The 23,834-nt window shown below is 72.1% G+C and carries 16 protein-coding genes; 8 read left to right on the top strand and 8 right to left on the bottom strand.

What is annotated here, in order from left to right:
- Positions 1–80: 80 nt before the first annotated feature.
- Together WME76_RS13355 and WME76_RS13350 are read left to right on the top strand one after the other, a co-directional pair.
- The gene (locus WME76_RS13355) at positions 81–479 is read left to right on the top strand and encodes a hotdog domain-containing protein (RefSeq protein WP_437960509.1); all 399 of its coding nucleotides are present in this window, start codon (positions 81–83) and stop codon (positions 477–479) included.
- Positions 480–493: 14 nt separating this feature from the next.
- Positions 494–1,468, top strand: coding sequence for an alpha/beta hydrolase family protein (locus tag WME76_RS13350; protein WP_437960508.1), 975 nt, complete (start codon positions 494–496; stop codon positions 1,466–1,468).
- Between the two features lie 189 nt (positions 1,469–1,657).
- Here WME76_RS13350 and WME76_RS13345 read toward each other — a convergent pair whose 3' ends face one another.
- The gene (locus WME76_RS13345; protein WP_437960507.1) at positions 1,658–2,635 is read right to left on the bottom strand and encodes a LysR family transcriptional regulator; all 978 of its coding nucleotides are present in this window, start codon (positions 2,633–2,635) and stop codon (positions 1,658–1,660) included.
- Positions 2,636–2,680: 45 nt separating this feature from the next.
- Between WME76_RS13345 and WME76_RS13340 the strand changes: the two genes are divergently transcribed.
- Positions 2,681–3,685: a hypothetical protein gene (locus WME76_RS13340; RefSeq protein WP_437960506.1), complete on the top strand. Its 1,005-nt coding sequence runs from the start codon at positions 2,681–2,683 to the stop codon at positions 3,683–3,685.
- 287 nt (positions 3,686–3,972) lie between these two features.
- On the top strand, positions 3,973–5,238 hold the full coding sequence (locus WME76_RS13335) for a zinc-binding metallopeptidase family protein (RefSeq protein ID WP_437960505.1): 1,266 nt from the start codon (positions 3,973–3,975) through the stop codon (positions 5,236–5,238).
- 23 nt (positions 5,239–5,261) lie between these two features.
- On the opposite strand, the gene WME76_RS13330 is transcribed toward WME76_RS13335, so the two are convergent.
- Positions 5,262–7,688: a PAS domain-containing protein gene (locus tag WME76_RS13330; protein WP_437960504.1), complete on the bottom strand. Its 2,427-nt coding sequence runs from the start codon at positions 7,686–7,688 to the stop codon at positions 5,262–5,264.
- Positions 7,689–8,152: 464 nt separating this feature from the next.
- On the opposite strand from WME76_RS13330, the gene WME76_RS13325 reads away from it, so the two are divergent.
- Complete coding sequence (locus WME76_RS13325; protein ID WP_437962109.1) at positions 8,153–9,073, top strand: transposase; 921 nt, start codon at positions 8,153–8,155, stop codon at positions 9,071–9,073.
- 213 nt (positions 9,074–9,286) lie between these two features.
- Here WME76_RS13325 and WME76_RS13320 read toward each other — a convergent pair whose 3' ends face one another.
- From WME76_RS13320 to WME76_RS13310, 3 genes are all read right to left on the bottom strand, one after another.
- Positions 9,287–10,105, bottom strand: a complete 819-nt coding sequence (locus WME76_RS13320; protein ID WP_437960503.1) for a hypothetical protein — start codon at positions 10,103–10,105, stop codon at positions 9,287–9,289.
- Complete coding sequence (locus tag WME76_RS13315; protein ID WP_437960502.1) at positions 10,102–11,244, bottom strand: aromatic ring-hydroxylating oxygenase subunit alpha; 1,143 nt, start codon at positions 11,242–11,244, stop codon at positions 10,102–10,104. The genes WME76_RS13320 and WME76_RS13315 overlap by 4 nt, the downstream gene beginning before the upstream one ends.
- A 94-nt stretch (positions 11,245–11,338) precedes the next feature.
- Positions 11,339–12,421: a latent transforming growth factor beta-binding protein gene (locus WME76_RS13310; protein WP_437960501.1), complete on the bottom strand. Its 1,083-nt coding sequence runs from the start codon at positions 12,419–12,421 to the stop codon at positions 11,339–11,341.
- An 849-nt stretch (positions 12,422–13,270) separates the two neighbouring features.
- Here WME76_RS13310 and WME76_RS13305 point away from each other — a divergent pair.
- Positions 13,271–14,845 (top strand): hypothetical protein, encoded by a 1,575-nt coding sequence (locus WME76_RS13305; RefSeq protein ID WP_437960500.1) that lies wholly within the window; start codon positions 13,271–13,273, stop codon positions 14,843–14,845.
- Between the two features lie 102 nt (positions 14,846–14,947).
- On the opposite strand, the gene WME76_RS13300 is transcribed toward WME76_RS13305, so the two are convergent.
- Together WME76_RS13300 and WME76_RS13295 are read right to left on the bottom strand one after the other, a co-directional pair.
- Positions 14,948–16,285: a sialate O-acetylesterase gene (locus WME76_RS13300; RefSeq protein WP_437960499.1), complete on the bottom strand. Its 1,338-nt coding sequence runs from the start codon at positions 16,283–16,285 to the stop codon at positions 14,948–14,950.
- Positions 16,286–16,586: 301 nt separating this feature from the next.
- Positions 16,587–17,255, bottom strand: coding sequence for a universal stress protein (locus WME76_RS13295; RefSeq protein WP_437291133.1), 669 nt, complete (start codon positions 17,253–17,255; stop codon positions 16,587–16,589).
- 405 nt (positions 17,256–17,660) lie between these two features.
- Between WME76_RS13295 and WME76_RS13290 the strand changes: the two genes are divergently transcribed.
- Both WME76_RS13290 and WME76_RS13285 read left to right on the top strand, forming a co-directional pair.
- Positions 17,661–18,446, top strand: a complete 786-nt coding sequence (locus WME76_RS13290) for a CBS domain-containing protein (protein ID WP_437960498.1) — start codon at positions 17,661–17,663, stop codon at positions 18,444–18,446.
- A gap of 170 nt (positions 18,447–18,616) precedes the next feature.
- Positions 18,617–19,036 carry an outer membrane protein assembly factor BamB family protein gene (locus WME76_RS13285; protein ID WP_437960497.1) on the top strand — a complete coding sequence of 140 codons (420 nt, stop codon included), beginning with the start codon at positions 18,617–18,619 and terminating at the stop codon, positions 19,034–19,036.
- A gap of 437 nt (positions 19,037–19,473) precedes the next feature.
- On the opposite strand, the gene WME76_RS13280 is transcribed toward WME76_RS13285, so the two are convergent.
- The gene (locus WME76_RS13280; protein WP_437960496.1) at positions 19,474–23,739 is read right to left on the bottom strand and encodes a DEAD/DEAH box helicase family protein; all 4,266 of its coding nucleotides are present in this window, start codon (positions 23,737–23,739) and stop codon (positions 19,474–19,476) included.
- Positions 23,740–23,834: the final 95 nt, after the last annotated feature.

Genomic DNA, 23,834 nt, shown 5'->3' with positions numbered 1-23,834 from the left:
GTGCTGTCGATGATGCTGGCGCAGCTCGCGGCCATCGTTTATGTCCGCGCGGCGTGGGTCGAGGACAGGAGAATGGCAGCATGAAGCGTGGGCGTCCCTTTCAGGTGGGCGATGTGTCGGTGTGCGAGCGTTGTTTCACAGAGGAGGACGTCCTCGAGTTCCTGCGTATCTCCGGCGACGCCGGGCGCCATCACGCCCGGCCGGACGCGCACGGCAGGCGCGTCGTGCACGGCCTGCTCACGGCGACGATCCCGACCCGGCTCGGCGGCGAGATCGACTATCTCGCGCGGGAGATGACGTTCGAGTTCCTGCGGCCGGTCTTCACCGGGGACACGATCCGCTGCGAGGCGACCATCACCGAGGTCGTGCCGGAGGCGGGGCGCGTGCGCCTCGCGATGAGCGGCGGCTGCTGGAACCAGGACGGGAAAGAGGTGCTGCGCTTCAACACCCGGGGCGTGGTGCTGGACGAGGCGGAGTGAGGGACGTGCTGCGAATGCGCTCCGTTCACTGGCTGGATCACGCGGCCGCCGTCCTGACGCGCCGCCGCCGGCTGTTCGCGGGCGGCTGGGGGGACGAGGGGGTGCTCGAGCGGGTGCCGACGGTCGCGCGGTTCGCGGAGGCGCCGCGCGCGGCGGAGGTCACCTGGGGGCGGGCGCGGCGAGAGGGGCCGGTCGAGGTGACCGACGGCTGGTTCGCGGCCGCGTGCCCCGGGCTGCCGCCCTGCGCGAGCACGGCGTTCGTGCGGCGCATCGCGCCGGCGGCGCCCGAGCGGGGGCGCCGGAGGCCGGTCTACGTGGCGCTGGCGGCGTCCGGAGAGGAGGGCTTCGCGAGCCGGACGCGGCTGTGGCGGCCGCTCGCCGCGCGCGAAGGGATCGAGGTGATCCTGCTGGAGAACGCGCTGTACGGGCTGCGGCGGCCGGCGGGGCAGCGCGCCACGGCGATCCGCACGGTGGCGGAGCATCTGCTGATGAACCTGGCGACGGTGGAGGAGACGCGGGCGCTCGTGGAGCACCTCGCCCGCGAGGGGTACGAGCGCATCGGGGTCGTCGGCTTCAGCATGGGCGGGGCGTCCGCTGCGCTCGCGGCGGCGGTGACGGCGCGGCCGCTCGCGGTGGCGGTGATCGGGGCGGGGCGCAGCGTCGTGCCGGTGTTCACCGAGGGGATGCTGTCGATCAGCATCGAGTTCGAGGCGCTGGGCGGGGCGGCGGCGGCGCGGGCGCGGCTGGGGGCGCTGTTCGGCGCGGCGGATCTCGACCGTCACCCGGCGCCGCGGCGGCTCGACGCGGCGGTCATCGTGGGCGGGCGCCACGACGGGTACGTGTTCGCCGAGCAGGTCGAGGAGCTCCACGCGCTCTGGCGGGCGAGCGAGCTGCGGTGGCTCGACACCGGGCACGCGGGGGCGGTCGTTTACCAGGGAGAGGCTCTCCGACGCGCGGCGATCGACGCGATGGAGCGGCTGGGGTCGTAACGTGGCGACCTCAACCTGGGTCGGTTGCCGTGAGAGCGATAAATGGCAGCCCAAGTAGATGAACCACGTAAACCACCTCACAACCACCTCAACCTGGGTCGGGTTGCCGCCTCAACCTCGGTCGGGTTGCCGCAACCTGGGTCGGTTGCCATGAGAGCAACAAATAGCAGTCCAGGCGGATGAACCACCTCAACCTGGGTCGGGGCGAACCACCGCCCCCGACGAAGGCGCATCCACCCCCCGCAGCGTCTCCTGGATCACCCTCCGCAGGCACGCCGCCGCCGGGTCCTTGTGGGTCCGCTCATGCCATGCGAGCCACATGTCGTGCCCGAGGTCCTCCACGGGCAGCTCCACGATCCGGACCGCGAGGTGCGACCCGAGCGCCACGGCGACGCGGCGAGGCATGAACGCCACCAGGTCGCTGCCCGCCGCCGCCATCGCCGCGGCCGCGAACCCGGGAACCACCAGGGCAATCCGGCGGACCAGGCCCTGCGCGCGGAGGGCCTGCTCGACCATGGCGTGACCTCGGCCCGGACGGCCGAGCGGGATGTGCACGTCGATGAAGCCGAGCCGCGGGAAGGAGCCCCGCGTCAGACGCTGGCGCACGATCGGGTGATCGTGGCGGACGACCCCGACCGTCGGGTCCCGGTAGAGCGGCGCGACGCGCAGCCCAGGGTCGCGCTTCCGCAGCCCGATCGCCACGTCGATCCCGCCCGCGGACATGCCCCCCGCCGCCACCAGGTAATCGACGCTCACCACGCGGAGCCGCGCGAGCGGCATCTCCCGCGCGAGCGCCGCCGCGACGGGCGGCACGTCCGCGATCTGCGAGTTGTCCGCGCAGGCCAGCGTCAGCTCCCGCGTCGACGTGCGCGGATCGAACGCCCTCCGGTGCTCGATCACCGCCCGTAGCTGCCCCATCGCCGCGGCGAGCTCCGGCAGCAACTCCTCGGCCGCCGGCGTCGGCGCCATGCCGCGGCCGTCGCGGACGAGCAGCGGATCGCCGAGGAGCTCGCGCGCCCTCGCGAGCGCGTTCGAGACCGCCGACTGCGTGACGCCGAGCCGCCGCGCCGCGCGCGTCGCGCTGCGCTCCTCGAGCGTGACCGCGAGGACGTGGAGCAGGTTGAGGTCGATGGCCGATAGATTCACCACGATGATGACATCTATCACGAACCATCACTGGAGATGGCACATCGCGCCTGCCTAGATACGGCCATGCCCGACCGAGAGAGAGGCCCAGTTCCCCCTCGAGCCACCCTTCTCTTCATCGCCGCCGCCGGCCTCGCCGCCGCCGGCTGCGAGGATTTCCGCCATTGCGACGCGCCCGATCCTGCGCGCCAGTCGGCGTTGCCAGCCGCGCTGTCGCAGACCGGCCTGTACGCCGACATCGCCGCGGGCACGGTGGCCAGCGACGCGGTGGCCTACGAGCCCGGATTCGAGCTCTGGAGCGACGGCGCGGAGAAGCGCCGGTTCATCCGGCTGCCGCCCGGCGCGCAGATCGACACCGCCGACCAGGACGCATGGCAGTTCCCCGAGGGGACCCATCTCTGGAAGGAGTTCCGCAGGGACGGCGTGCTCGTCGAGACCCGCGTGCTCGCCAGGGTGGGCTCCGCCCCGGAGGACTGGGCCGCGCTCGCCTACGTCTGGAACGCGGACGGCACCGACGCGCTCGCGACGCCCGGAGGCGCCGTGGACGCGCGCGGGACACCGCACGACGTGCCCGCGGCGGCCGAGTGCATGGGCTGCCACGGCGGGACGGAGGGCCGCGTGCTCGGGTTCTCCGCGATCCAGCTCGCCGCGAGCCCTGGCGAGGTCGACCTCGACGAGGTCGTCGCCCGCGGGATGCTCTCGGAACCTCCGCCCACGCCCGTCGAGCTGCCCGGCGACGCCGTGGCGCGCGCCGCCCTCGGGTGGCTGCACGCGAACTGCAGCCACTGCCACAACAAGCGCCGCCCGGAGAGCGACGGCGCGCGCTGCTACGACCCGTATCGCAGCTTCGACCTCACGCTCCGGGTCGGCGACCTCGCCTCCGTCGAGGCGACGGCCACGTACCGCACCGCCGTGGGCAGCGTGATCGACCCGGGCGATCCCGAGGAGAGCGACGTGGTGGAGCGCGCCCGGCGGCGCGATCCCGACTGGCCTTCGATGCCGCCCCTCGGGACCGAGGTGGTCGACGAGGCAGGCCTCGCGGCGCTGCGCGCCTGGATTCGCGGCCTCTAGGCGCGCTATCGTTCGTCGGACTCGGCCCGTCGCGCGCGACCTGCCCGGCCGCCTGTGCGAACGGACGGCGTTTTCGCCACACTGAGACACTCCGCGACGTCCGCGCGAGCCGCCGCGCCGGGGCCCGCGCGTCGAGCTCCGGGCTGGACGCCCGTCCCGCGGAGACCGGCCGCGAGGCATGAATCCATTCAGAGACGCGAGCACCGCCTGGCATGCCTGGCACATCGCTTGCGAACATGCGAGCAGCGGGTGGCCACGCCCGCCCCTATCGAGATCTCCCCACCACCATGCCCACCCGATTCGACACGCTGAGCGCGCGCCTGAGCAGCGCGTGGAAACCGGTCAAACAACCCACCGCCCCGCGCGCCTACCGCTGCCAGTGCGACAGGCCGGTGTTCTTCCGCAACAGCCAGTGCCTGGCCTGCAAGACGTCGCTCGGCTACGAGACCGAGCGCGCCAAGGTGCTGCCGCTGAAGCCCGGTCCGGCCGAGGGCACCTGGCAGCTCTGGGACGACACGTCGGACCCGCCGCGGCTCTACAGGCGCTGCGGCAACTTCGACTCGGCGTCGGGCTGCAACTGGCTGGTCCCGATCGAGGCGGACGACGCGCCCGCGTTCTGCGCGGCGTGCCGGCTCAACCGCACCATCCCGGACGCCGGCAACGCCGAGCACCAGGCGCTGTGGCGCCGCATCGAGACGGCCAAGCGGCGGCTGGTGTCCCAGCTCCTGGCGCTGAGCCTGCCGGTGAAATCCAAGGTCAGCGAGGACCCGGAGCGCGGCCTCTGCTTCGACTTCCTCGCCTCGCCGCCCGACGGCCCGCGGGTGATGACAGGCCACGCCGACGGCGTGATCACCTTGAACATCGAGGAGGCCGACGACGCCACGCGCGAGCGCATCCGCGCGGCGATGCGCGAGCCCTACCGCACGCTGCTCGGGCACTTCCGGCACGAGGTCGGCCATTACTACTGGGACCGGCTGGTGCGCGACACCGGCTGGCTGGCGTCGTTCCGGGCGCTGTTCGGCGACGAGCAGCAGGACTACGCCGCCGCGCTGAAGGCCAATTACGAGCAGGGCCCGCCCGCCGACTGGCCGCAGCGCTTCGTCAGCGCCTACGCGAGCATGCACCCGTGGGAGGACTGGGCCGAGACCTGGGCCCACTACCTCCACATGGTCGACACCGTGGACACCGCGCTCAGCTTCGGCATCGACGCCGACGAGGTGGAGCTCGACGTCGAGCCCTGGGGCACCGACGCGCTCTGGCGACCGGACGACCCGGGCGGCAAGAGCTTCCTCGGCTTCGTCAACGCGTGGGTGGAGCTGACCGCCGTGCTCAACGAGATGTCGCGCAGCATGGGCCAGCACGACTTCTACCCGTTCGTGCTCCCGCGCGTCGCCGTGGCGAAGCTGCAGTTCATCCACCTCGTGGTGAGCGGAGCCCCTGCGCCGGCGCTCCTCGCGCCCCCACCCGACGCCACCCCGCCCGCCGAGCCGGCGACCGCCGCGGCTCCGCCGGCCGCGACCCCGCCCGCCGAGCCGGCGGCGGCCGCGCCCTGACGGACCGCCCGGCAGCGCCGCGCCTATGCCTTGGGCCAGGTGAACGTGAAGGTCGCGCCGCGCCCGACGTCGGAGTCGAGCGCGACAGCGCCGCCGCTGCTCTCCACGATCTTCTTCACGAGCGCGAGCCCGATCCCGGTGCCGCCCGATACGCTCCGCGCCTCCAGCGTCTGGAAGATGACGAACACCTTCTCGTGGTAGCGCGGCGCGATGCCGGGTCCGTTGTCCGCCACCGTGAAGCGCCAGCGCGAGCCGGCGTCCGCGCAGGAGACGACGACGCGGCCGCTGGGCTTGTCGTGGTGGTGATTGATGGCGTTGCCGAGGAGGTTCATGAAGACCTGCTGGAGCAGCGCCCGCTCCGTCACGATGGTGGGCAGCGGACCGTCGACCTCGACGCGGAAGCCCTCCGGCGGCGAGAGGAGGTCCGCGACCTCCTCGATGAGCGGCCCCACCGCGACGACCTCGGTGGGCACCCGGACGCGCCCGATGCGTGAGTACGCGAGGATGGCGTCGATGAGAGCGTCCATGCGCTGCACGCGGTTGCGCAGGAGCTCCAGGTTCCGCCTCGACTCGTCGGTGAGGTGCTCGCCCACGTCGTCCTCGATCCACTGCGACAGGTTCGCGATGCCGCGCAGCGGCGCCTTGAGGTCGTGCGACGTGATGTAGGCGAACTGATCGAGCTCGCGGTTCGTGCGCTGCAGCGCCTCCGTGAGCCTCGCGAGCTCGTCCGCGCGCTGGCGGAGCGCGACCTCCGCGTTCATGCGCACCGTGACGTCGGTGCACGCGCCGGTCATGTAGCGCAGCCCGCCCTCGGCGTCGCGGAGCATGCGGCCGCGATCGAGGAGCCAGTGGACGCTGCCGTCGGGCCACACCACGCGGAACTCCAGGTCGAAGTCGGCGCCCTCGCGCACGCAGCGCTCGAGCGCGGCGAGGACGCGCTCCCGGTCGTCGGGGTGGACGAGGCTCGTGAACTGGTCGATGTGGCGCGCGGTCTTGCCCGGCGGCAGGCCGAAGAGCCGATCGAGGTTCTCGTCCCAGTCGAGCGCGCTGGTGGCCGGGTCCCAGCGGAACGTGCCGGTCGCCGAGGCGTCGAGCGCCGCGCGGAGGCGCTCCTCCTTCTCCTGGAGCGCGCGCTCCGCGCGGGCGCGCTCGATGGCGAGGGCGGCGAGGCGCGTCGCGACGCGGACGACCTCCTCGTCGGCGGCCGTCGGCGCGCCGGGGGTCGACCTGTACACGGCCCAGGTGCCGAGCACCTCGCCCCTGGAGGAGACGATCGGCGTGGACCAGCAGGCGCGGAGCCCGAGCGGCAAGGCGAGGTGGCGGAAGTCGGCCCAGAGCGGGTCGGTCGCGATGTCCTCCACGACGACCGGCGCGCGGCGATGGGCGGCGGTGCCGCACGATCCGGCGCTCGGGCCGATGACCAGCCCGTGCACGGCCTTGTTGTAGGTCTCCGGCAGGCTCGGCGCCGCGCCGTGGAGCAGGAGGCGACCGTCGTCGCTCGCGAGCAGGACGCTGAAGCGGCGGCCCGCCGAGTGCTCCTCGGCGTCGCGGCACAGCGCGTCGAGCGTGTCCTCGAGGCTCTCGTGAAGGGCGATCTTCTCGAGCACCTTGCGCTGCCACGCCAGGAGGATCTGCTGCCGGCGCTGCAGGGAGGCGTCCATCATCGAGCCGAGCATGCGGACGGCCTTCCCGCCCGCGTCGCGCAGCACGAGGCCGCGATCGTAGATGTACGCGTACTCGCCGTCGGCGCGGCGGAAGCGGTATTCGTCGCTCCACGTCGTCGCGACGCCGTCGATGGTGTCGTGGATGCTGCGGGAGACGCGCTCGACGTCGTCCGGGTGAATGCGGCGCGTCCAGCTCTCGACGCCCGGCTCGATCTGGTCGAGCGGGTAGCCGAACGTTCGCTCGAAGTTCTCGTTCCACCAGATCGCGCCGGTGGTGAAGTCCCAGTCCCAGAGGGTGTCGTTCGTGGCCTTGGAGAGCAGGTGGAAGCGCTGGTCGCTGAGGCGCAGCATGTCCTGCGCCGTCCGGCGCGGCGTCACGTCCTCCAGCGCGCCCTCGTAGCGCGCGACGCGCCCGGTCGCGTCGCGGATGGCGCGCGCGCTGATGCTGACCCAAACGCGCGTGCCGTCGAGGCGCACGAACTCGACCTCGTGGCCGTGGACGGCGCCGTCGCGGTCGAGGATGCCCATGATCTCCTGCCGCCGGCGCGGGTCGGCGTAGAAGCTCGGGACGGGCAGGTCGAGGAACAGCGTCTGGTCCGCGTAGCCGAGGAGGCGCGCGAACGCGCGGTTCGCGTCGATGAAGCGGCCCTCGGGCGTGGTCGTGAAGAGCGCGACGGGGCAGCCGGCGTAGAACGAGGCGAAGCGGTCCTCGCTCGCGCGCAGGGCGAGCTCCGGCTCGGTGGGGGCCTTGGTGTCGGAGGGGGTGATGCACATCTCGTGGGTCATTCGACGGGCCTCGCGGCAGGGCCATTCCTTCTGAAGGCGGGCACATGCGGCGGCAAGCACGATGCGACCGGCGACGTCGATCGCGGGGCGCGCCGGCATGGCCGTGCTCGCTGCGCTGTGGTCGACCCCGCCCAGGTTGAGCCGACCCCACCCAGGTTGTGCTCGCTGCGCTGTGGTCGACCCCACCCAGGTTGAGCCGACCCCACCCAGGTTGAGGGGTCGACCCCACCCGGTCGACCCCACCCAGGTTGAGCCGACCCCACCCAGGTTGAGGCGGCCGCAGGTTGAGGCGGCCGCCACTCAGGTTGAGGCGGCCGGAAGTGGTAGCGCGCGGCAGTGGTGGCGCGCTGCTTGGGGTGGCGGACCTGACGGGCAAGGTGGCGGCCGCCACCCCCGGCACGAAACGAATCGTCAAAATCATCGAGCAACGCCGCCGGCATAGAGTTTGTTGATGCATGCTGGCCATGAGCCAGCCTCGCGAGGTCATCCCCGGCGCCACCTATATGATTACCCGTCGCGTCCTGCGCCGGCACCTCCTCTTCCGCCCCGACGCCACCATCACCCAGCTCCTCGTCTACGCCCTCGCCGTCTCCGCTCGTCGATACAGCATCGAAGTGCATGCGCTCTGCGCGATGTCATCGCATCTGCACCTCGTCGTAACCGACACGAAGGGCGTCTTGCCGCGATTCTTGCAATTCTTCCACCGCATCGTAGCGCTGGGCACAAAGGTGCTCCGCAAGTGGGAGGGCCCGGTATGGGATCATGAAGCCACGAGCGTCGTGCGGCTCCTCACGCGCGCGGCGGTGGTCGAGAAGACCGCCTACGTCCTGGCGAACCCGGTGGCCGCTGGCCTCGTCCCACATGCCTCAGAGTGGCCCGGCGCCAAGGTCGATGTGGGCGAGCTCGGTCGCGGCGTGCTGCACGCGGCGCGGCCCTCGGCGTATCTCGACCCGGACAATCCCCAGTGGCCGAAGAGCGTGACACTCTCGCTCGCGCTGCCGCCGGTCTATGAACAGGCCGGCGCGGAGAGTTTTCGCTGTGAAGTGGCGGCCGAGCTCGGACGACTCGAAGCGCAGATCCATGCGGAGGCACGACGTCAAGGGCTCCGCTTCGTGGGCGTCAAACGAGTCAGCGCGATTTCCCCCTACGAGCGAGCGACGAGCTCCGAAGCGCTGCGCGATCGCAATCCGACGTTCGCGGTTGGCCGTCAGCAGGGTCGCGCGTGGCGAATCGCTGCTGCCGCTGTGCGGACATTTCGTACGTCGTACCGCGCCGCGCTCGAGCGATGGCGCGCCGGTGTACGCACCGCTGTATTCCCGGCCGGAACATGGTGGATGTGCACATTTCACAGCGCCAGCGTGAACGACGTCGTCCTTACGACGTAGGCGCTGCGTCCCAGCCGACCCAACCCGGGTCGGCTCTACTGCTCTACCCGGCGACCCAACCCGGGTCGGCTCTACTGCTCTACCCGGCGACCCAACCCGGGTCGGCTCTACTCAACCCGGGTCGGCTCTACTCAACCCGGGTCGGCTCTACTCAACCCGGGTCGGCTCTACCCGACTCAACCCGGGTCGGGTGCTCCCGGTCGGGTGCTCCCCCTACCGCCGGTGGAGCCGCTGGAGCCGCCTCACGAACTCGGGCTCGAACACGCCGTCCACGCGGATCGAGTACCGGAAGAACGGGTCCGGCTCCACGCCGTGGTAGTCCATGTCGTTGAACCAGTAGATGGGCGCGCGCACGATCGTGCGCTCCTCCCCCTCCCTGTCGCAGAGATAGAACCGCTTGCCGCCGCGCGGCGCGAACGAGATCGACTGCGCCGCCCCGAGCGCGCTCCCCGGCTCGGCGTCGCGGTGCGCGGGCGCGTGGTCGTTCGCCTCCAGACCGAAGAGGACACACCGCCCGATCTCGACGAAAGGCAAGCTCCGGATGAACGCCACCGTGCGGGGAAACACCGCCCTCGCCTCCTCGGAGAAGTCCTTGCCAGCGCCCGAGTGCTTGTCTTCCCAGCGGTCGTTCTCGAGGAGGTGATAACAGACCTTCCACGGGAAATAGACGCCGTAACGGTACTTGAGGTACAGCATCTGCGCCCGCGTCAGCGGGTGTTCGGTCTCGTCACCGAACGTGTACTCACGCTGCCGGTCGAGATCGAAGGCCGACGGGTCGTCGGCGAGCGCGACGAACTCGCGGAACTCCTCGCGCGAGAAGCCGCCGATCACGTGCCCGTAGTCCACGTACGGGTCCTCCTGCACCCAGGGCGCGACGACGCCCATCCATTTCAGGCTGCCGCCGGTGTACGAGGGCTCGACGCGGCAGAGCCCGAGCACGATCTCGCGATCGAGCTCCGCGAAGCAGGACGTGTCGATCAGCGGCGAGAGGTCGATGTAGGGCCGGCCCCACAGGCCGCAGAGCTTGGTCATGCCGTCCTCGCGCCGAGGGCCGAGAGGTACCTGCGCGCGACCATGCCGTCGAAGGCGTGCACGCCGTCCTCCACCGTGGCGTACGCCGACGGGGCGTACCCCGGCGCGCGCACCCCGCGCTGCTGGCGCTCGCAGATCGCGCGGTCTTCGCGGTTCACGGTGTCCCAGAACGTGAACACGTCGCCCGGATCGAAGCCGGGGGAGAACGCCGCCGGGTGGAAGTGCGTATCGGCGACCACGAGGGTCCGGTCCGGCGCGCGCGGGGTGAGCCGGTAGGTGAGCAGGTAATCGGGCTGGAGGCTCGTGAGCAGGCCCGGGAAGAGCATCGCGTCGCGCACGCGCCGCCGCTCCGCCTCGGCGACGACGAGCGGCCGCGCGCCGCGCGCCGCGGTGGTCGACACCGTATCGGCGCCGGGCGCGAGGTCCATGATCCCGCCGAGCCACGGGCCGCCCCTGCCCCACGAGACCGCGTCGTCGCACGGGGTGAGCCGCTCCAGCCCGGGGTGCACGCGCGGGAAGTGGTGGGACTCCTGGAAGTTCTCGACGCAGAGCTTCCAGTTCGCGGCGACCTCGTACTCCACCCGCCGGCCCCGCCGGAGCGAGCGCAGCTCGGGGCGCGCGAGCCACGGCGGCGCCTCGCCGAGCGCGCGCTCGAGCGCCGGCGCGTCCGGGTCGAGCGTCACGAACAGGAAGCCGAAGAGGGCGCCCGCCCGCGCGCCGAGCAGCCCGTGCGCGCCGCGGTCGAAGCCGGGGGGCGCGTGCGGCGCGGCGCGCAGGGCGCCGGAGAGCTCGTAGGTCCAGCCGTGATAAGGGCACGCGACGCGATCGACCCGGCCGCACGCGCCCTCCAGCAGCGTCGCCGCGCGGTGGCGGCAGACGTTGTGGAACGCGCGGATCTCCAGATCGGCGCCGCGGACGACGAGCACCCCCGCCGGCGTCAGCGGCGCGAGCAGCCACTCTCCGGGCCGGGCGATCTCGTCCTCCCGCCCGACGCAGAGCCACGAGCGCCCGAAGATCTCGGCCTGCTCGAAGGCGAAGACGTCCTCGTCCCAGTAGGCGCGCGCGGGCAGCGGGCGGGCGCTGTGGAGCGGCTCGAGGACGGCGTGGAGATCGGCTGGGGAGAGAGGGAGCTCCGGCAAGCGGCGCGATGCTACCAGAACGGGCCCGCCGGCGCGCACCCGCGCCCCTGGCCCCGCGCGCCTGCAGGCGAGGAGCGCCGGGCGCCGCCGAGGATCAGCACCCGAAGATGCCGCTCTTGTTGCACGAGATACGGCACTCGCTGCAGTGGACGCACCTGTCGTAGAGCCGGTACAGGGCAGCTCCGGCGGGGCGCTGGCTCTCGCACGCGCTCAGGCAGGCCGCATCGCCCTTCGCGCAGGTCACGGCGCACTGCCTGAAGTAGATGCACTCGTCGTCGCTGACGCACGCCGCGAGCTCGTCGGCGCAGCTCCCCTCGTTCGCGCACGCGACGCACCCGGACGTCTCGTTGCCGCAGGAGCGGAGGTTGTCGCAGGTGCCGAGGTCGTTGCAGTCGTTGACGTCGGTGCCGTCGGCGCAGCTCCCGTTGCCCTCGGGCTCGTCGCACTCGCCGTCGTTCGTGGTGAGGCACGGCGCCACCGCGCAGTCGTCGACGTCCGTCCCCTCCGCGCACTGACCGGTGCCCTCGGGCTCGTCGCAGGCGCCGTCGTTCGTGTCGGCGCAGGTCGGCGCCGCGCAGTCGTCGACGTCCGTCCCCTCCGGGCAGCGACTCGTGCCCTCGGGCTCATCGCAGGTCCCGTCCATCACGTGATCGCACCGCGGGAGCTCGCAGTCCTCGACGTCGGTGCCGGCCGGGCAGAGGCCGGTGTTCCCGGGCTCGTCGCAGACGCCGTTGCCGGTGTACGGGCAGAAAGAGCGGCAGTCGTCGGGGTCGGTCCCGGCCGGACAGCCGCCGGTGCCCTCCGGCTCATCGCAGGTGCCGTCGCCCGCGGTGGAACAGCGTTCTTCATCGTCCGGATCGAGGCAGCCCAGGAGGGCCGCCTCCGCCTCGTCGCACACCTCGGCCACGTGATGACCGTCCTCGCACCGGCCCTCCAGGCGGACGCACCCGATGTACGCCGTGTGCTCGTCCTGGCAGCGCTGCTCGGCCCTCTCCGCGAGGGCCTCCTGCTCGGCCTCGCACAGGCCATCCTTGTCCCCGGAGCAGTCCTCGCAGGCACAGCGCGCCTCGCAGACCGTCGCGTACACCGGCTCCACGGGCTCACCCCCCTTCGAGCTGGCGCAGGCCGCGAACCAACCGGCGAGAGCTGCTGTGGCCATCACGTGTCTGACACGCATCGTGGTCTCCTCATCCTCTGGCCGAAGCGAGAGAGGGTCGCGCCGAGGCGCAGCGCGCCGCCGCGAGGCTGGCAGGGGCAAGCGGCGTCGCTGGCGCCGAAAGCCCCAGGTACCCTCCACCTGCGCACACCGCGCTCGACCGTCTCTCGCCTCGACTGTGGCTGTAAAATTCGGTCAAAAGAAAACAGCTACCTATACCAGTCCGCCGAGAGACCGGTCAATCATCCAAGCTGCCTTCGTCCGACAGCCGCGAAGTGCGTCGCCGCCCGGGTCGGGCCAGGTGAGCGCAGGAGGGTATTCAGCGCAGCGACAGCGCGCTGGCGGGTGGCGCGGGCAAGTGTGTGTGTGGCCCGCGATCGAGGCTGCGCGAGGCCCGCACGAGAGAGGCACGCTCGTGCGCCGGGCGCGGCGCGGGGGCGCTCGGGGGGGCCGGTGCGGTGCCGTGGAAACGATCTGGAAACGGGGAGAGGCGCGCGCTCGGGAGGAGCGCGCGGGATTCAAGCGGACTCGTGTGATGGGCGGAGAAAAGGACCTTGCGACCCGCAATGAGTCATCCGTTATCGCGGAGAGAGCGCGACACCTGGAGCGAGCGCGGCAATGCGCCGGCGACCGTCGGAAAGCTGCGGTTTGCGTTCTCGTTGCCCGCGAAAGGGCGAGCGCTGGCGGTCGGGCGCGGAATGCGCGGTCGCTCCCTGCGCAAAAGAGCCGAGAGGGCATAAAGAAGCGTTGGCTTCGGTGCGGTTTCGGCAGAAGATGTGCGCGCGCGTGGACCACGCGGCGGCGCTGGACACCTCCGAGCGACGGCGCTGCGTCACTTGACCCTCATCGGCTGGAGAGCTGCGGATGAAGATGCGATCTTTGGTATACCTCTTTGCGCTGAGTCTGTTGACGACCGCGGCGTGCGGCGATGACGACGTGACGACCCCCCCCGGGACCGGAGGAGGCGGCGCGGGCGGCGGCACCACGACGACGAGCACCACGACCGGTACCGGCGGCGACGGCGGCGGCACGACGGGCGGCGGCGAGGGCGGTGAGGGCGGCGCCACCACGGGCGGCGGCGAGGGCGGTGAGGGCGGCGCCACCACGGGCACCGGCGGCGCTGGCGGTGAGGGCGGCGCCACCACGGGCACCGGCGGCGACGGCGGCGGCACCACCACCGCCGCCACCACGGGCACCGGCGGCGACGGCGGCGGCACCACCACCGCCGCCACCACGGGCACCGGCGGCGACGGCGGCGGCACAACGGCCAGCACGACCTCCGCCACCACGGGTACCGGCGGCGACGGCGGCGGCACAACGGCCAGCACGACCTCCGCCACCACGGGCACCGGCGGCGACGGTGGCGGCAGCGTCACCTCCACCACCACCGCCACCACGGGCACCGGCGGCGACGGCGGCGGCAGCGTCACCTCCACCACCACCGCCACCACGGGCACCGGCGGCGACGGCGGCGACGGCGGCGGCAGCGTCACCTCCACCACCGCCACCACCACCGCCACCACGGGCACCGGCGGCGACGGCGGCGGGGGCGGCGGCGAGCTCGGCGCCGACGGCGCTTCCTGCTCGGCGGATGCCGCGTGCGAGGGCGCGGTCTGCATCCAGGAGATCTACGGCTGGCCTGCCGGCTACTGCACGGGCGAATGCGCGGCGGACAGCGACTGTGCCGGCGGCGGCTCCTGCGGGTTCACGCCGGACGGCGTCGGCTTCTGTCTGTCCGCGTGCACGGAATCGAGCGATTGCCGCGACGCCTATGGGTGCTTCAACGGGTTCTGTCAGCCGGACTGCACCAGCGACGCGCAGTGCGCGGAGGTGGGCGTCTGCAACGAGGTGTCAGGCTTCTGCGACGCGCCGTCGGACGGGAGCGCCGACGGCGCGTCTTGCTCGTCGGACAGCGAGTGCGCCAGCGCCACCTGCGCCACCGAGATCGACTTCGGCTGGCCCGGCGGCTTCTGCACGGGCGAATGCACGGCGGACAGCGACTGCAACGGCGGTATCTGCGACCCCATCGGCCTCTGCTTGATCGAGTGCACCACGTCGAGCGACTGCCGCGACGGCTACACGTGCCTGGAGGACAACACCTGCTGGCCGGCCTGCACCAGCGATGCGCAGTGCACGCTGGAGGGCGCCACCTGCAATACGGTCTCGGGCCGCTGCGGCCCGCCGCCCGGCGAGGGCGCCAACGGTGAAGCGTGCACCGCCGACACCGATTGCGCCGGCCTCTTCTGCATCAGCGAGGCTCTCAGCGACTGGCCCGGCGGCTACTGCACGAGCGGTTGTGATCCGACGGTCAACGACTGCGCCGACGGCTCCGTGTGCGAGGTGGCGACCGCGGAGGGCGACGCCTTCTGCTTCACCACGTGCACCACGTCGAGCGACTGCCGCGAAGGCTACATGTGCGACCTCGGTAGCTGCTGGCCGGAGTGAGCCAGCGACGATGAGCGCCCGCAGAGGCTCGTGCGGCGTCACGAGGACCTCTGCGGCGCCGTCTCCCGTGCCTCATCTCCCGTGCGTCATCCCCGTGACGCGTCATCCGGCCTGCCGCCCGCGAGGGCGGCGGCGACGCAGGCCCGCGAGCGCGGCCAGCCCGACCGCCGCCGCCGTCGCTCCGGGGCCCCCGCCGCCGGCCATCCCGCAGCCGCACCCGTCGCTTGAGCCCGCGCCCACCGGCGCGGCCCCGCTCGATCCGGCCGCGCTCCCGGCGCTGCCCGTGCCCGTGGTCGCGGTGGCTCCGCTCGATCCCACCGTGACGCCCCCTCCGTCCGCGCCCGCGCTCCCCGCGCCGCCCGTGGCGGCCGAGGAGCTCCCGGTCGCTCCGGAGCCGCCCCCGGTCGCGCTGGAGCCGACCCCCGCGCTCCCGCTCGACCCGGTCGTGGCGTCCCCTCCCGCCGCGCCCGCGCTCCCGGCGCCGGTCGCCGAGGACGCGCTCGACGAGCCCTCCGCGCTGGCCAGCGCGATGTAGGCATCGGCGAAGCGCTGTCCGAGGACCTGGTAGGCGGCGGAATCGAAATGGTACGTGTCGTCGGGCGACCGCGGGGCGAAGTCATCCGTATCGACCCACGCGACCCGGGGATCCTCCTCGGCCACGGTCACCTGCGCGGCGCGTACGGCGTCGATGTTCGCCTCCCTGCCGACGGCGATCGGCCCGCCGTTCGCGGGGTAGAGGTTGTCGCTGACCCGGCCGAGCACGACGGGCAGATCGGGGACGCCGAGGTCCCCGCGGACCGCCGCGATGAAGGCGCGCAGCGCGTCGCCGTACCGGAACGCGGCCGACCACCCCGCCTCGTTCTCCCCCTGCATCCAGACGAGCGCGGCGATCTCGACCTCATGCCCCTCCGACTCGAGCCGCGCCAGGGCGTTGTCGAGCCGCGTCACCTCCTCCGGGTACTCGAGCGCGCGATCGTCGGCGTACGTCGCCGAGTCCAGCTTGCCGAGGAGCGCGTGGTAGAGCTGCGATTTGTAGAGCGACTCGGGGTCGGGCGGGAGCCCTCGCCCCCAGTGGTCGACGAGGTTCGTGCCCCCCTGCGACACCTTGACGATCGCGATCCGGTGCTCGGGGTACGCCGCGGCGATCGCGCGGCCGAACGTGATCTCGGGCCCGTAGCGGCGGGCTTCGCCCTTCGGCTCGAGTGGACCCCAGTCGGTGCTCGTCGCCGCGGCATACGGTCCTCCCTGGCGCGCGTCGGGGTTGAAGTGGTCGTACCAGATGTCCGGCTGGCTCCGGAGCTCGACCGGGAGATCGGCCCCCACCCCGAAGCCGACCATGTTCGACTGTCCCGCGAGGACGAACACCTTCACCGGCTGCGCCATCGCGGACGCGGAGAGGGACAACACGCCGGCTGCCAGGACGATGCAAGACCGCTTCATGGCACGGTATATCCCTCGCGCGTGCCCCTACGTCAATACGCGGCAGGACAGCGCGCTCGTGATCAGCCGGGCGATCCGCGGGAAGATCCGCGGGAAGATCCGCGGGAAGATCCGCGGGAATGGATATCAGGAGCCAGGAGCTACGAGACAGCACGCAGGAGCAGCGACGCTCGGCGCTCAGGCTTCAGGCCTGTCTGCCAGGCCGACGCCTGGCGCGCTGTTTCGGTTTCCGTTTCCGTTTCAGCTCCAGGCGCGCTGCGCGGCAGGTGCTCAGTCCGGTCGAGCTCGCCTCGCGATCTCATCACTCGGGCGTCGCCTGATAAGCCGCGCTCGACGCCGCGTAGACCCCGTTGGTCGCGTAGGAGTAGCGGTGCGGGCGCACGTGGTGCTCCGAGTGGCGCGCGCACCAGAGCGCCGCGCCGCCGGTCTCTTCCCGGTGCTTCACGCACTCCGGGCACGGCGGCTCGATCTCGGGGACCCGGCCCGCGGTCGCGTGCTCCTTCGGCCGCATGATCCACACCGGGCAGCGAGCGAGCCTGGAGACGCGCTCGGCGACCGAGCCGAGGAGCAGCCGCTCGAGCCCGCGATGGCCGTGCGAGCCGACGACGACGAGGTCGGCGTCGAGGTCGGCGGCGAGCTGGGCGATGTTCTCGGCGGCGGCACCCCGGCGGAAGTGGACGACGACGCGCTTCAGCCGCTTGCCGTCGAGCTTGCCGCCCATGGCGCGCACGCGCTCGCTCGCGCGCTGCTGGAGCTGCTGGAGCGCCACGTCGGGCCTGGTGGCCGCGGCGGGCACCCTCGCGATCCCGACGCCGATCCAGCTCTCGGGCTCGACGTAGACCGCGTGCACCTCGGCGTCCTCGCGGCAACAAGCGGACTCGAGCGCCTGATCCAGCGCACGGTTGCTCAGCTCCGAGAAGTCGACCCCCACGACGATGATGAACCGACTCGCTGCGCTCGCGCTCGACATGACAGCCTCCTCAGCCTCCTCGCGAGGCCGCACCGGCGGGTGGACCCGCCCTGCCCAGCACGCGCTCGCACGCCCCGTGCCATGCAACCGGAGTCGGGCGCTTCGCGCGGCGCCGCGGGCGGGTTGCTCACGGGGCGCCGCCAGGGCGCCCCGCGCGGCCCGGCGTGAGGCCCTGGCGCAGGCGCCGGGAGCGGGCTCCGCGCGAGGCGGGCGCGCCTGCATCTCCTTCGTCGCAGCGCAAACGGCGCGCGCGGGCGCAGACGTGGCGCACCGGCGTTGTCGCATCGCTCCCGGCCGGCGCGCGCGCGCCGGAGCGGGCGACGCCGCGGCGACGCATGGCACGGTCGGTGCTCAACGCATGACGGGCCTCGGGCGAAGGACGCCGGGGCAACCGGAGAGACGACGATGACGAGCCCTGGACCGATCCATGGAGAGCACCCCATCCCGCACCACACGATCCGCAGCGCGCGCATCCTCGGAGAGGACGGCGAGGAGTCGGTCGTGGCGACCGTCTACTGTCCTGTGAAGGAGCGCTCGGCCACCGTGCCTGAGTGTGAGTCGTGCCCTCGCTTCCACGCGTTGCATTTCGACGCGACCGCGCGCACGACGTCCGTCGTCTGTCATACCGGCCCGGCGAGCCGGGGCGTGGAGCGCGAGGATCCGCTGCGCGGCGCGGGCGGGCCGCTGGATCCGGAGACGCCGCTCGCCGACATCATGACCAGGAATGTCATCTGCGTCCGGCCGGAGGTCACCGTCGACGAGATCACGACCTCGCTCGTGCGCCACGGGATCAGCGGGATGCCGGTCGTCGACGCGGAGGGCAAGCCGGTCGGCATGGTGTCCCGGGCCGACGTGCTCCGGGCAGCGCAGGAGCGCGGCGACACGGAGGAGTCGGAGCGGCTCATGCTGCGGCCGGACGACGTCGCGCCGCTCGACATCGAGCAGGGCTTTCACGTGTACGAGCCGGTCAAGACCACCGCGCGCGACGTGATGACGCCCGTCGTGGTGCAGCTGCACGAGAGCGCGAGCATCCGCCAGGCCGCGTCGCTCATGGCCTACGAGGGCGTGCACCGGCTGCCTGTCACCTCGGACGACGGCAAGGTCGTCGGCATCGTGTCGTCGCTCGACGTGCTGCGGTGGTTCGGCCGGAGCTGCGGGTACCTGATCCCGCCCGCGCGCAAGAGGGCCTGAGGCGCGACAGCGGAGGAGGGTTGTTCATGGACCTGAGGGAGAAGGGAGCTCAGGGTACCTCCATGAGCCTTCGCGCGCCGTGTCCCGGCGCGCCGCCGCGCGTGCTCACAGCTTGCCGCCCGCCGCCGCGCTGATGCTACGCTGCGTTCCTTCAGGAAGGGAGGCGACGAATGAGCGAGTACCGGACGACCACGGCGAAGCCGGTGTTGGTGGCGGCGTTCCTGGATCAGATCTTCGGCGTGGATCCGGCCACCGGGCGCGTGCTCTGGGAGCACAAGCAGGACGGGATGGTACACTCGTCCACCGCGCTCCTGATCACGCCCACGGCGATCTACTCGGCGACCTTCAGCAGCATCGCCTGCCTGCGTTACCCGACGGGCGAGCTGCTCTGGGAGGCAAAGACCGCCGTGGGGGGTCGCGCCACGCTCCTCCTGGAAGGAGACCGGCTCTTCGTCGGCAAGCAGGGCGAGATCGAATGCTTCTCGCTCACCGGTCAGAGCCTCTGGCACAACCGGTTCAAGGGCAAAGGGATGGGCCCGGTCGCCCTCGGCGTGCCGGACAATGTCGCCCAGTCCGACGACAAGGACTGACGCGCCTCGACCCGCTGCGTCGACGACGGTCCGGTAGGGGGTCCGGATCCCGGTGGTGGTCCACGCGCCGACCCAGGCGTACTTCGGAGCACGCGCCGTGTGAAATCTGGTACATAGTGCGTAACTGCACAGATCGAGCAGTTGCTGGCGCGGTCCCTCGACGCGCCTTGACGAGCCATGGCCACTACAGTCTCGCCAAGCACGCAGGGCGCAACCGGTTGAACGTCGAGCGCTATCTCCAGAAGAAAGACCAGTATGGTCCCACCATCGTCTTCGCGGCGGATACGCTACACGCTTCGACGCTCGCGGAAGAGTTCAAGAAGACCCCAGGGTATCACCGATGGTGGGCAGGCCGCTCCGAAGGGGTGGCCTCTACGCCGGGCGCTCCGGGGACGACCTGTCCAGACCGGCAGCGCCGCCAGGTCGCTCTCGACCCATCAAGCCGCCCCCATCGCGTCGGCTTCCGCCGCGAGCACAAGCGCCCATCCCGTATCGATCCATTGGGTCGCCGCCCTCGGCGTCCCTTCCAGATAGCGCAGACGGTTGACCCGTTGCTCGTCCAGCAAGCCTCCGCTCTTCTTCACATCATCGCGGGCGACGAGCACCCAGGCGAGATCGGTCAGCGACACCGCCCGCTCCTCGAAGCCGCCCGGACCACCGTCGATGCGCAGCCCACCCGCTTCGGTCCGACCGACGATCCGGCATCGCTTGCCGTGCCGCTCCACCATCGCGCCCGCGCCGGGCCGGCGGAGCAGCTCCTCGACGAGCGCCCGAGCGCGTTCGCGGGCCCCGGCAGGCGGCGTTCGGGACACCCCGCGGCCCGAGCCCAGGGCGCGGTAGGCTGCGTGATCGATCCCCGGACAGGCCCAGAGCCCCTCGTCCTCGAGATAACGGGCCACCCCCAGGTATCGCCAGGCGGACTCCCCGGGCAGCCGCACGAGGACGAAGGCGGTCTCTCCGGGGCGGCGCTCCTGCAAGGAGACAGGCGCTCGAATGCGGTCGGGCGCGACGAGCGCCCCGGGAGCTTCCAGGCAGAAGAAGAGGTGACCGCCGACTCGGCCGGTCCGCGGGAACTCCTCCAAACCGAACGCGCGGGCAGCAGCGCTGTCGTCCTCGAGGCGCTCGCCGAGGGGCGGGCCGAGGTCCTCGGGGCGGATCACCTCGACCAGGCTCGCGATGGGCACCGTCTCGGCGGTCGCCTCGAACGACGGCCCGTCGGGATTGTCCGAGCGGAGCCACCACCGCGACCCGTCGCGCGCGATCCGCTTGATCTGATAAGCAAACCCGAGATCGCGATCGGGGATCTGCACCAGCGCCACCTTGCCGTCGATCGCCTCGACCGATGCGCCTCGCGCAAACCGCAGGATCAGCCAGTCTCCGTCGCGGACGGGACGCCTCCCGCCATCCATGGAATCGCCCGCCGCGCGCACGGCGAAGAGCCCCTCGCCGCGCGCCGCGACGGGTAACATCACGGTCTCGGCCCCGGGCGAGAGCTCCGCCGGCGCGCCGGCGGCGCCGGCCGCCGCGCGCAGATCGGGGAAAGCGACGAGCCGGCCGCGCGGCACCCCGGAGGCTACTTCAGGGCTCTCCGGCTCGGCCCAGAGGCCGTCGGGTGAACGCGCGAAGCGGACGTGGAACGCCGTTCCGGGGTGGCCGGCGGCGGGGCCAAACCAGCCGCGCAGGAGATCCGGGAGCTCGTTGCGCTGCGAGCCCACGCGGTGGGCGACGTTGCAGAACTCCTTCATGAAGCGAAAGCGCCACACCTCGCCGTCCGCAAGGCGGACATCGGTGTCTCCCGAAGGCAGATCGGGGCGAGCTTTCCGCGAGGGCAGCTTGAGGATGGGGTCGCGCTGGTTCCACGTCACCTTGGTCGAGAACGACGCGCCGGAGACGTCCTCCCGGCGACGTGCGCGGTACATGGCGAGCCGGTAGTCGACGAGCTCCCGGGTCATCGCGGCGAAGGCCTCCTCGTCGCCGGGAGGACACGAGAGCTTCGAGACGAAGCGATCGCCGTCGAGCGCGAACCAGCGGCGGCGGCGCTCCCCCGTCCACGCCGCGATGGGGTTGGCGGTCCAGTAGCCGACGAATCGTCCCGGGTCGAACGGTCGGCTGGCGCCCAGCTCGGTCACCTCGTCGAGGTCGCGGAAGAGCTCCGGAGAGCGAGCGAGAATCGAGTGGCTCCTGCGCGCGAGCTCGACGACCGGCATCCCGTCGAAGAGCGCGCCGGCCTCGAGCAGCGCCTCGAGGGTGACCATCTTGTAACACTTGCTCATCGCGGTGACCTCGATTTCCCGGAGCCACGCGCCGGCGGCGCGGAGGACCCGGAGCTCCCGCGGGCTCAGATCGCCCTCGGCCGCCACGAAATCGAACCAGCCGTCGTGGGCCGGCCGCAAGACGGCGGGCCGGTAGCCCATCCGGTAGAGCTCGCCCGCGGTCGGACGCTCGCCGCGCGCCTCGCGGAGATCCCGGTACGCGCGCTCCACCTCGCTCTTGCCGCGCGCCGGGAGCAGGCTGAGCAAGAGGTCCTTGGCCTCGAGTTCCAGGTCCACCGTGCATCCCGGCGGCAGGCGCGCGGCGCGGACGCCGCCGAGGAAATCGCGCAGGTCGGAGGCCTCGGAGCCGAGCGACACGAGCGTCCGCACGCGGTCGAGAAACACGCGGTGATTGCCCACGAAATCGAGCACCGTGAGCTGCGCCTTGCTGTCCGACCTGCGCAGTCCGCGGCCGAGCTGCTGGAGAAAGACGACCGGCGACTCGGTGGGACGGAGCATCACCACGCGATCGACGTCTGGAAGATCGATACCCTCGTTGAAGAGATCGACAGCACACAGCGCGTCGATCTTTCCAGCGACGAAGTCCGCCAGCGCCTCCTCGCGCGGCGCCGACTCCGGACCAGAATGGACGGCGGCGACGCGCACGCCTCGCCGCGCAAAGAAGTCGCACGCGTGGTGGGCGTGCCGGATCGAGCAGCAGAACACGAGCGTGCGCGTCCCCGGGTGCTCCTGCCACGCGCGCCACATCTGCTCGAGGCGACGATCGGTGTCGATCGCCTTCTCCAGCTCTTCCGGATCGAATCGTCGGTTCTTGAAGGTGACGGACCGATAATCGGTCTCGTCCCGGAGGCCGAAGTACGCGAACGGGACGAGCAGCTTCCGCTCGATGCCGGTACCGAGGTCCGCCCGGTAGGCGATGTGATCGTCGAATAGCCCCGCGACATCAGCGCCGTCGGCGCGCTCGGGCGTGGCCGTCAGGCCGAGCAGGAAGCCGGGATCGAGGCGGTCGAGGATGGCGCGGTAGGTCGGCGCGGTCCCGTGGTGGACCTCGTCCACGATCGCGTAATCGAAGCTCCCGGGGGCGAGGCGCGCGAGGTGCTCGGGACGCGACAGCTTCTGCACCGAGGCGAACACCACGTCCCCCTCGAGTTCGCCCGCGCTCCCGGCGCACCAGCCGAAGCGCGCGGCGCGGCCCTGCAGGAGGCGGCGGAACGTCTTCGCGGCCTGGAAGAGCAGCTCCTCGCGGTGGGCGAGCACGAGCACGCGCGGCGAGCGGCCCTGGTGCTCGGCCCAGGCGGCGACATCGAGCGCCGCGAGGTACGTCTTCCCCAGCCCGGTGGCGAGCACCACGAGCGCGCGGCGGCGCCCCTCTTCCGCGCGGCTCCGCCGGAGCGCGGCGAGCGCCTCGATCTGGATGGCGTGCGGCGGCGGCGGCGTCTCGATCGGCTCGGCGTCCTCCTCGCCGGGCGGCAGGTCCGCGGGGACCTCGCGCGCGCGGCGGGCGTAGCGCTCGACCCAGTCGGCCGTGAGCGGCAGGGCCCGGGACCACCAGCGCTCGAAGGCGTCGACGGCGGCGCGGTAGGCGTCCGGGTCTCGGTGGCGGTCGACGCGCAGGTTCCACTCGATCCCGCTGCCGAGCGCCGCGCGCGAGATGTTGCTCGATCCGACGAACGCGGCGCCGAAGCCCGGCCCCTCGAAGCGCCACGACTTGGGGTGGAACGAGCGGATCTTGCCGGGCAGCGCGTCGACCTCGACCACGCGCGCCTCGAAGCTGCCGCGGACGCCTCCGGCGTCCGCGAGCGCGGCGTTGCCGCCGGCCCAGTCGAGCAGCTCGACGAGCGCCGCGGCCTGGGTGATATGGAGGTAATCGCCGGTGACGAGCCGGACGCGGGCGCCGCGCGCGAGGGCGGCGAAGACGTGGCTCTCCAGGACGTCGAGGCCGCTCTCCTGGACGAAGGCCGCGAGGATGGCCACGTCGGTCGCGCGCGCGAAGATCGGCGCGATGTGCCGCAGGAACGGGTCCTCGGTGCCGCCCGTCGCGAGCGGCGAGGGTCTTCCTGCGAGGTAGTTCCCCTTGCCCGGGATCACGTGGCGCACGCCGCCGCGCGGGTCGTCCACGTCGCCGCGGAAGCGGGGAATCACGTGGACGTGCAGGTGCATCACGGTCTGCCCCGCGGCCTCGCCCGCGTTGATGCCGATGTTGTATCCGTCCGGCTGGAGCTCGGCGTCGAGCTGACGCTTCACCGCGTCGACGAGCTCGAAGATCGCGGCGCGCTCCTCCGCGGTGGCGTCGAACCAGGTCGAGACGAGGCGGCGCGGGACGACGAGCGCGTGGCCAGGGCTGACCGGGAAGCGGTCGCGCAGGGCAAAGGCGAGCGCGTTGCTCGCAATCCAGGCTGATCTGGGCGCCTCGAGGAAGGGGGAAGTCACCAGGCCTGCGATGGTACTTCGGAGCGGGCGCCGTGTGTCCGCGTCGCTCCGCCGCGCCGCGCCTCGAGAGGCACGTCGCGGCGGCTCGGCTGCCG

The sequence above is a fragment of the Sorangium sp. So ce119 genome, from assembly GCF_051524405.1.
Lineage (GTDB): Bacteria > Myxococcota_A > Polyangia > Polyangiales > Polyangiaceae > Sorangium > Sorangium cellulosum_G.
Note: the sequence above shows the minus strand (reverse complement) of the source record. Positions and strands in the feature narration are given on the sequence as shown.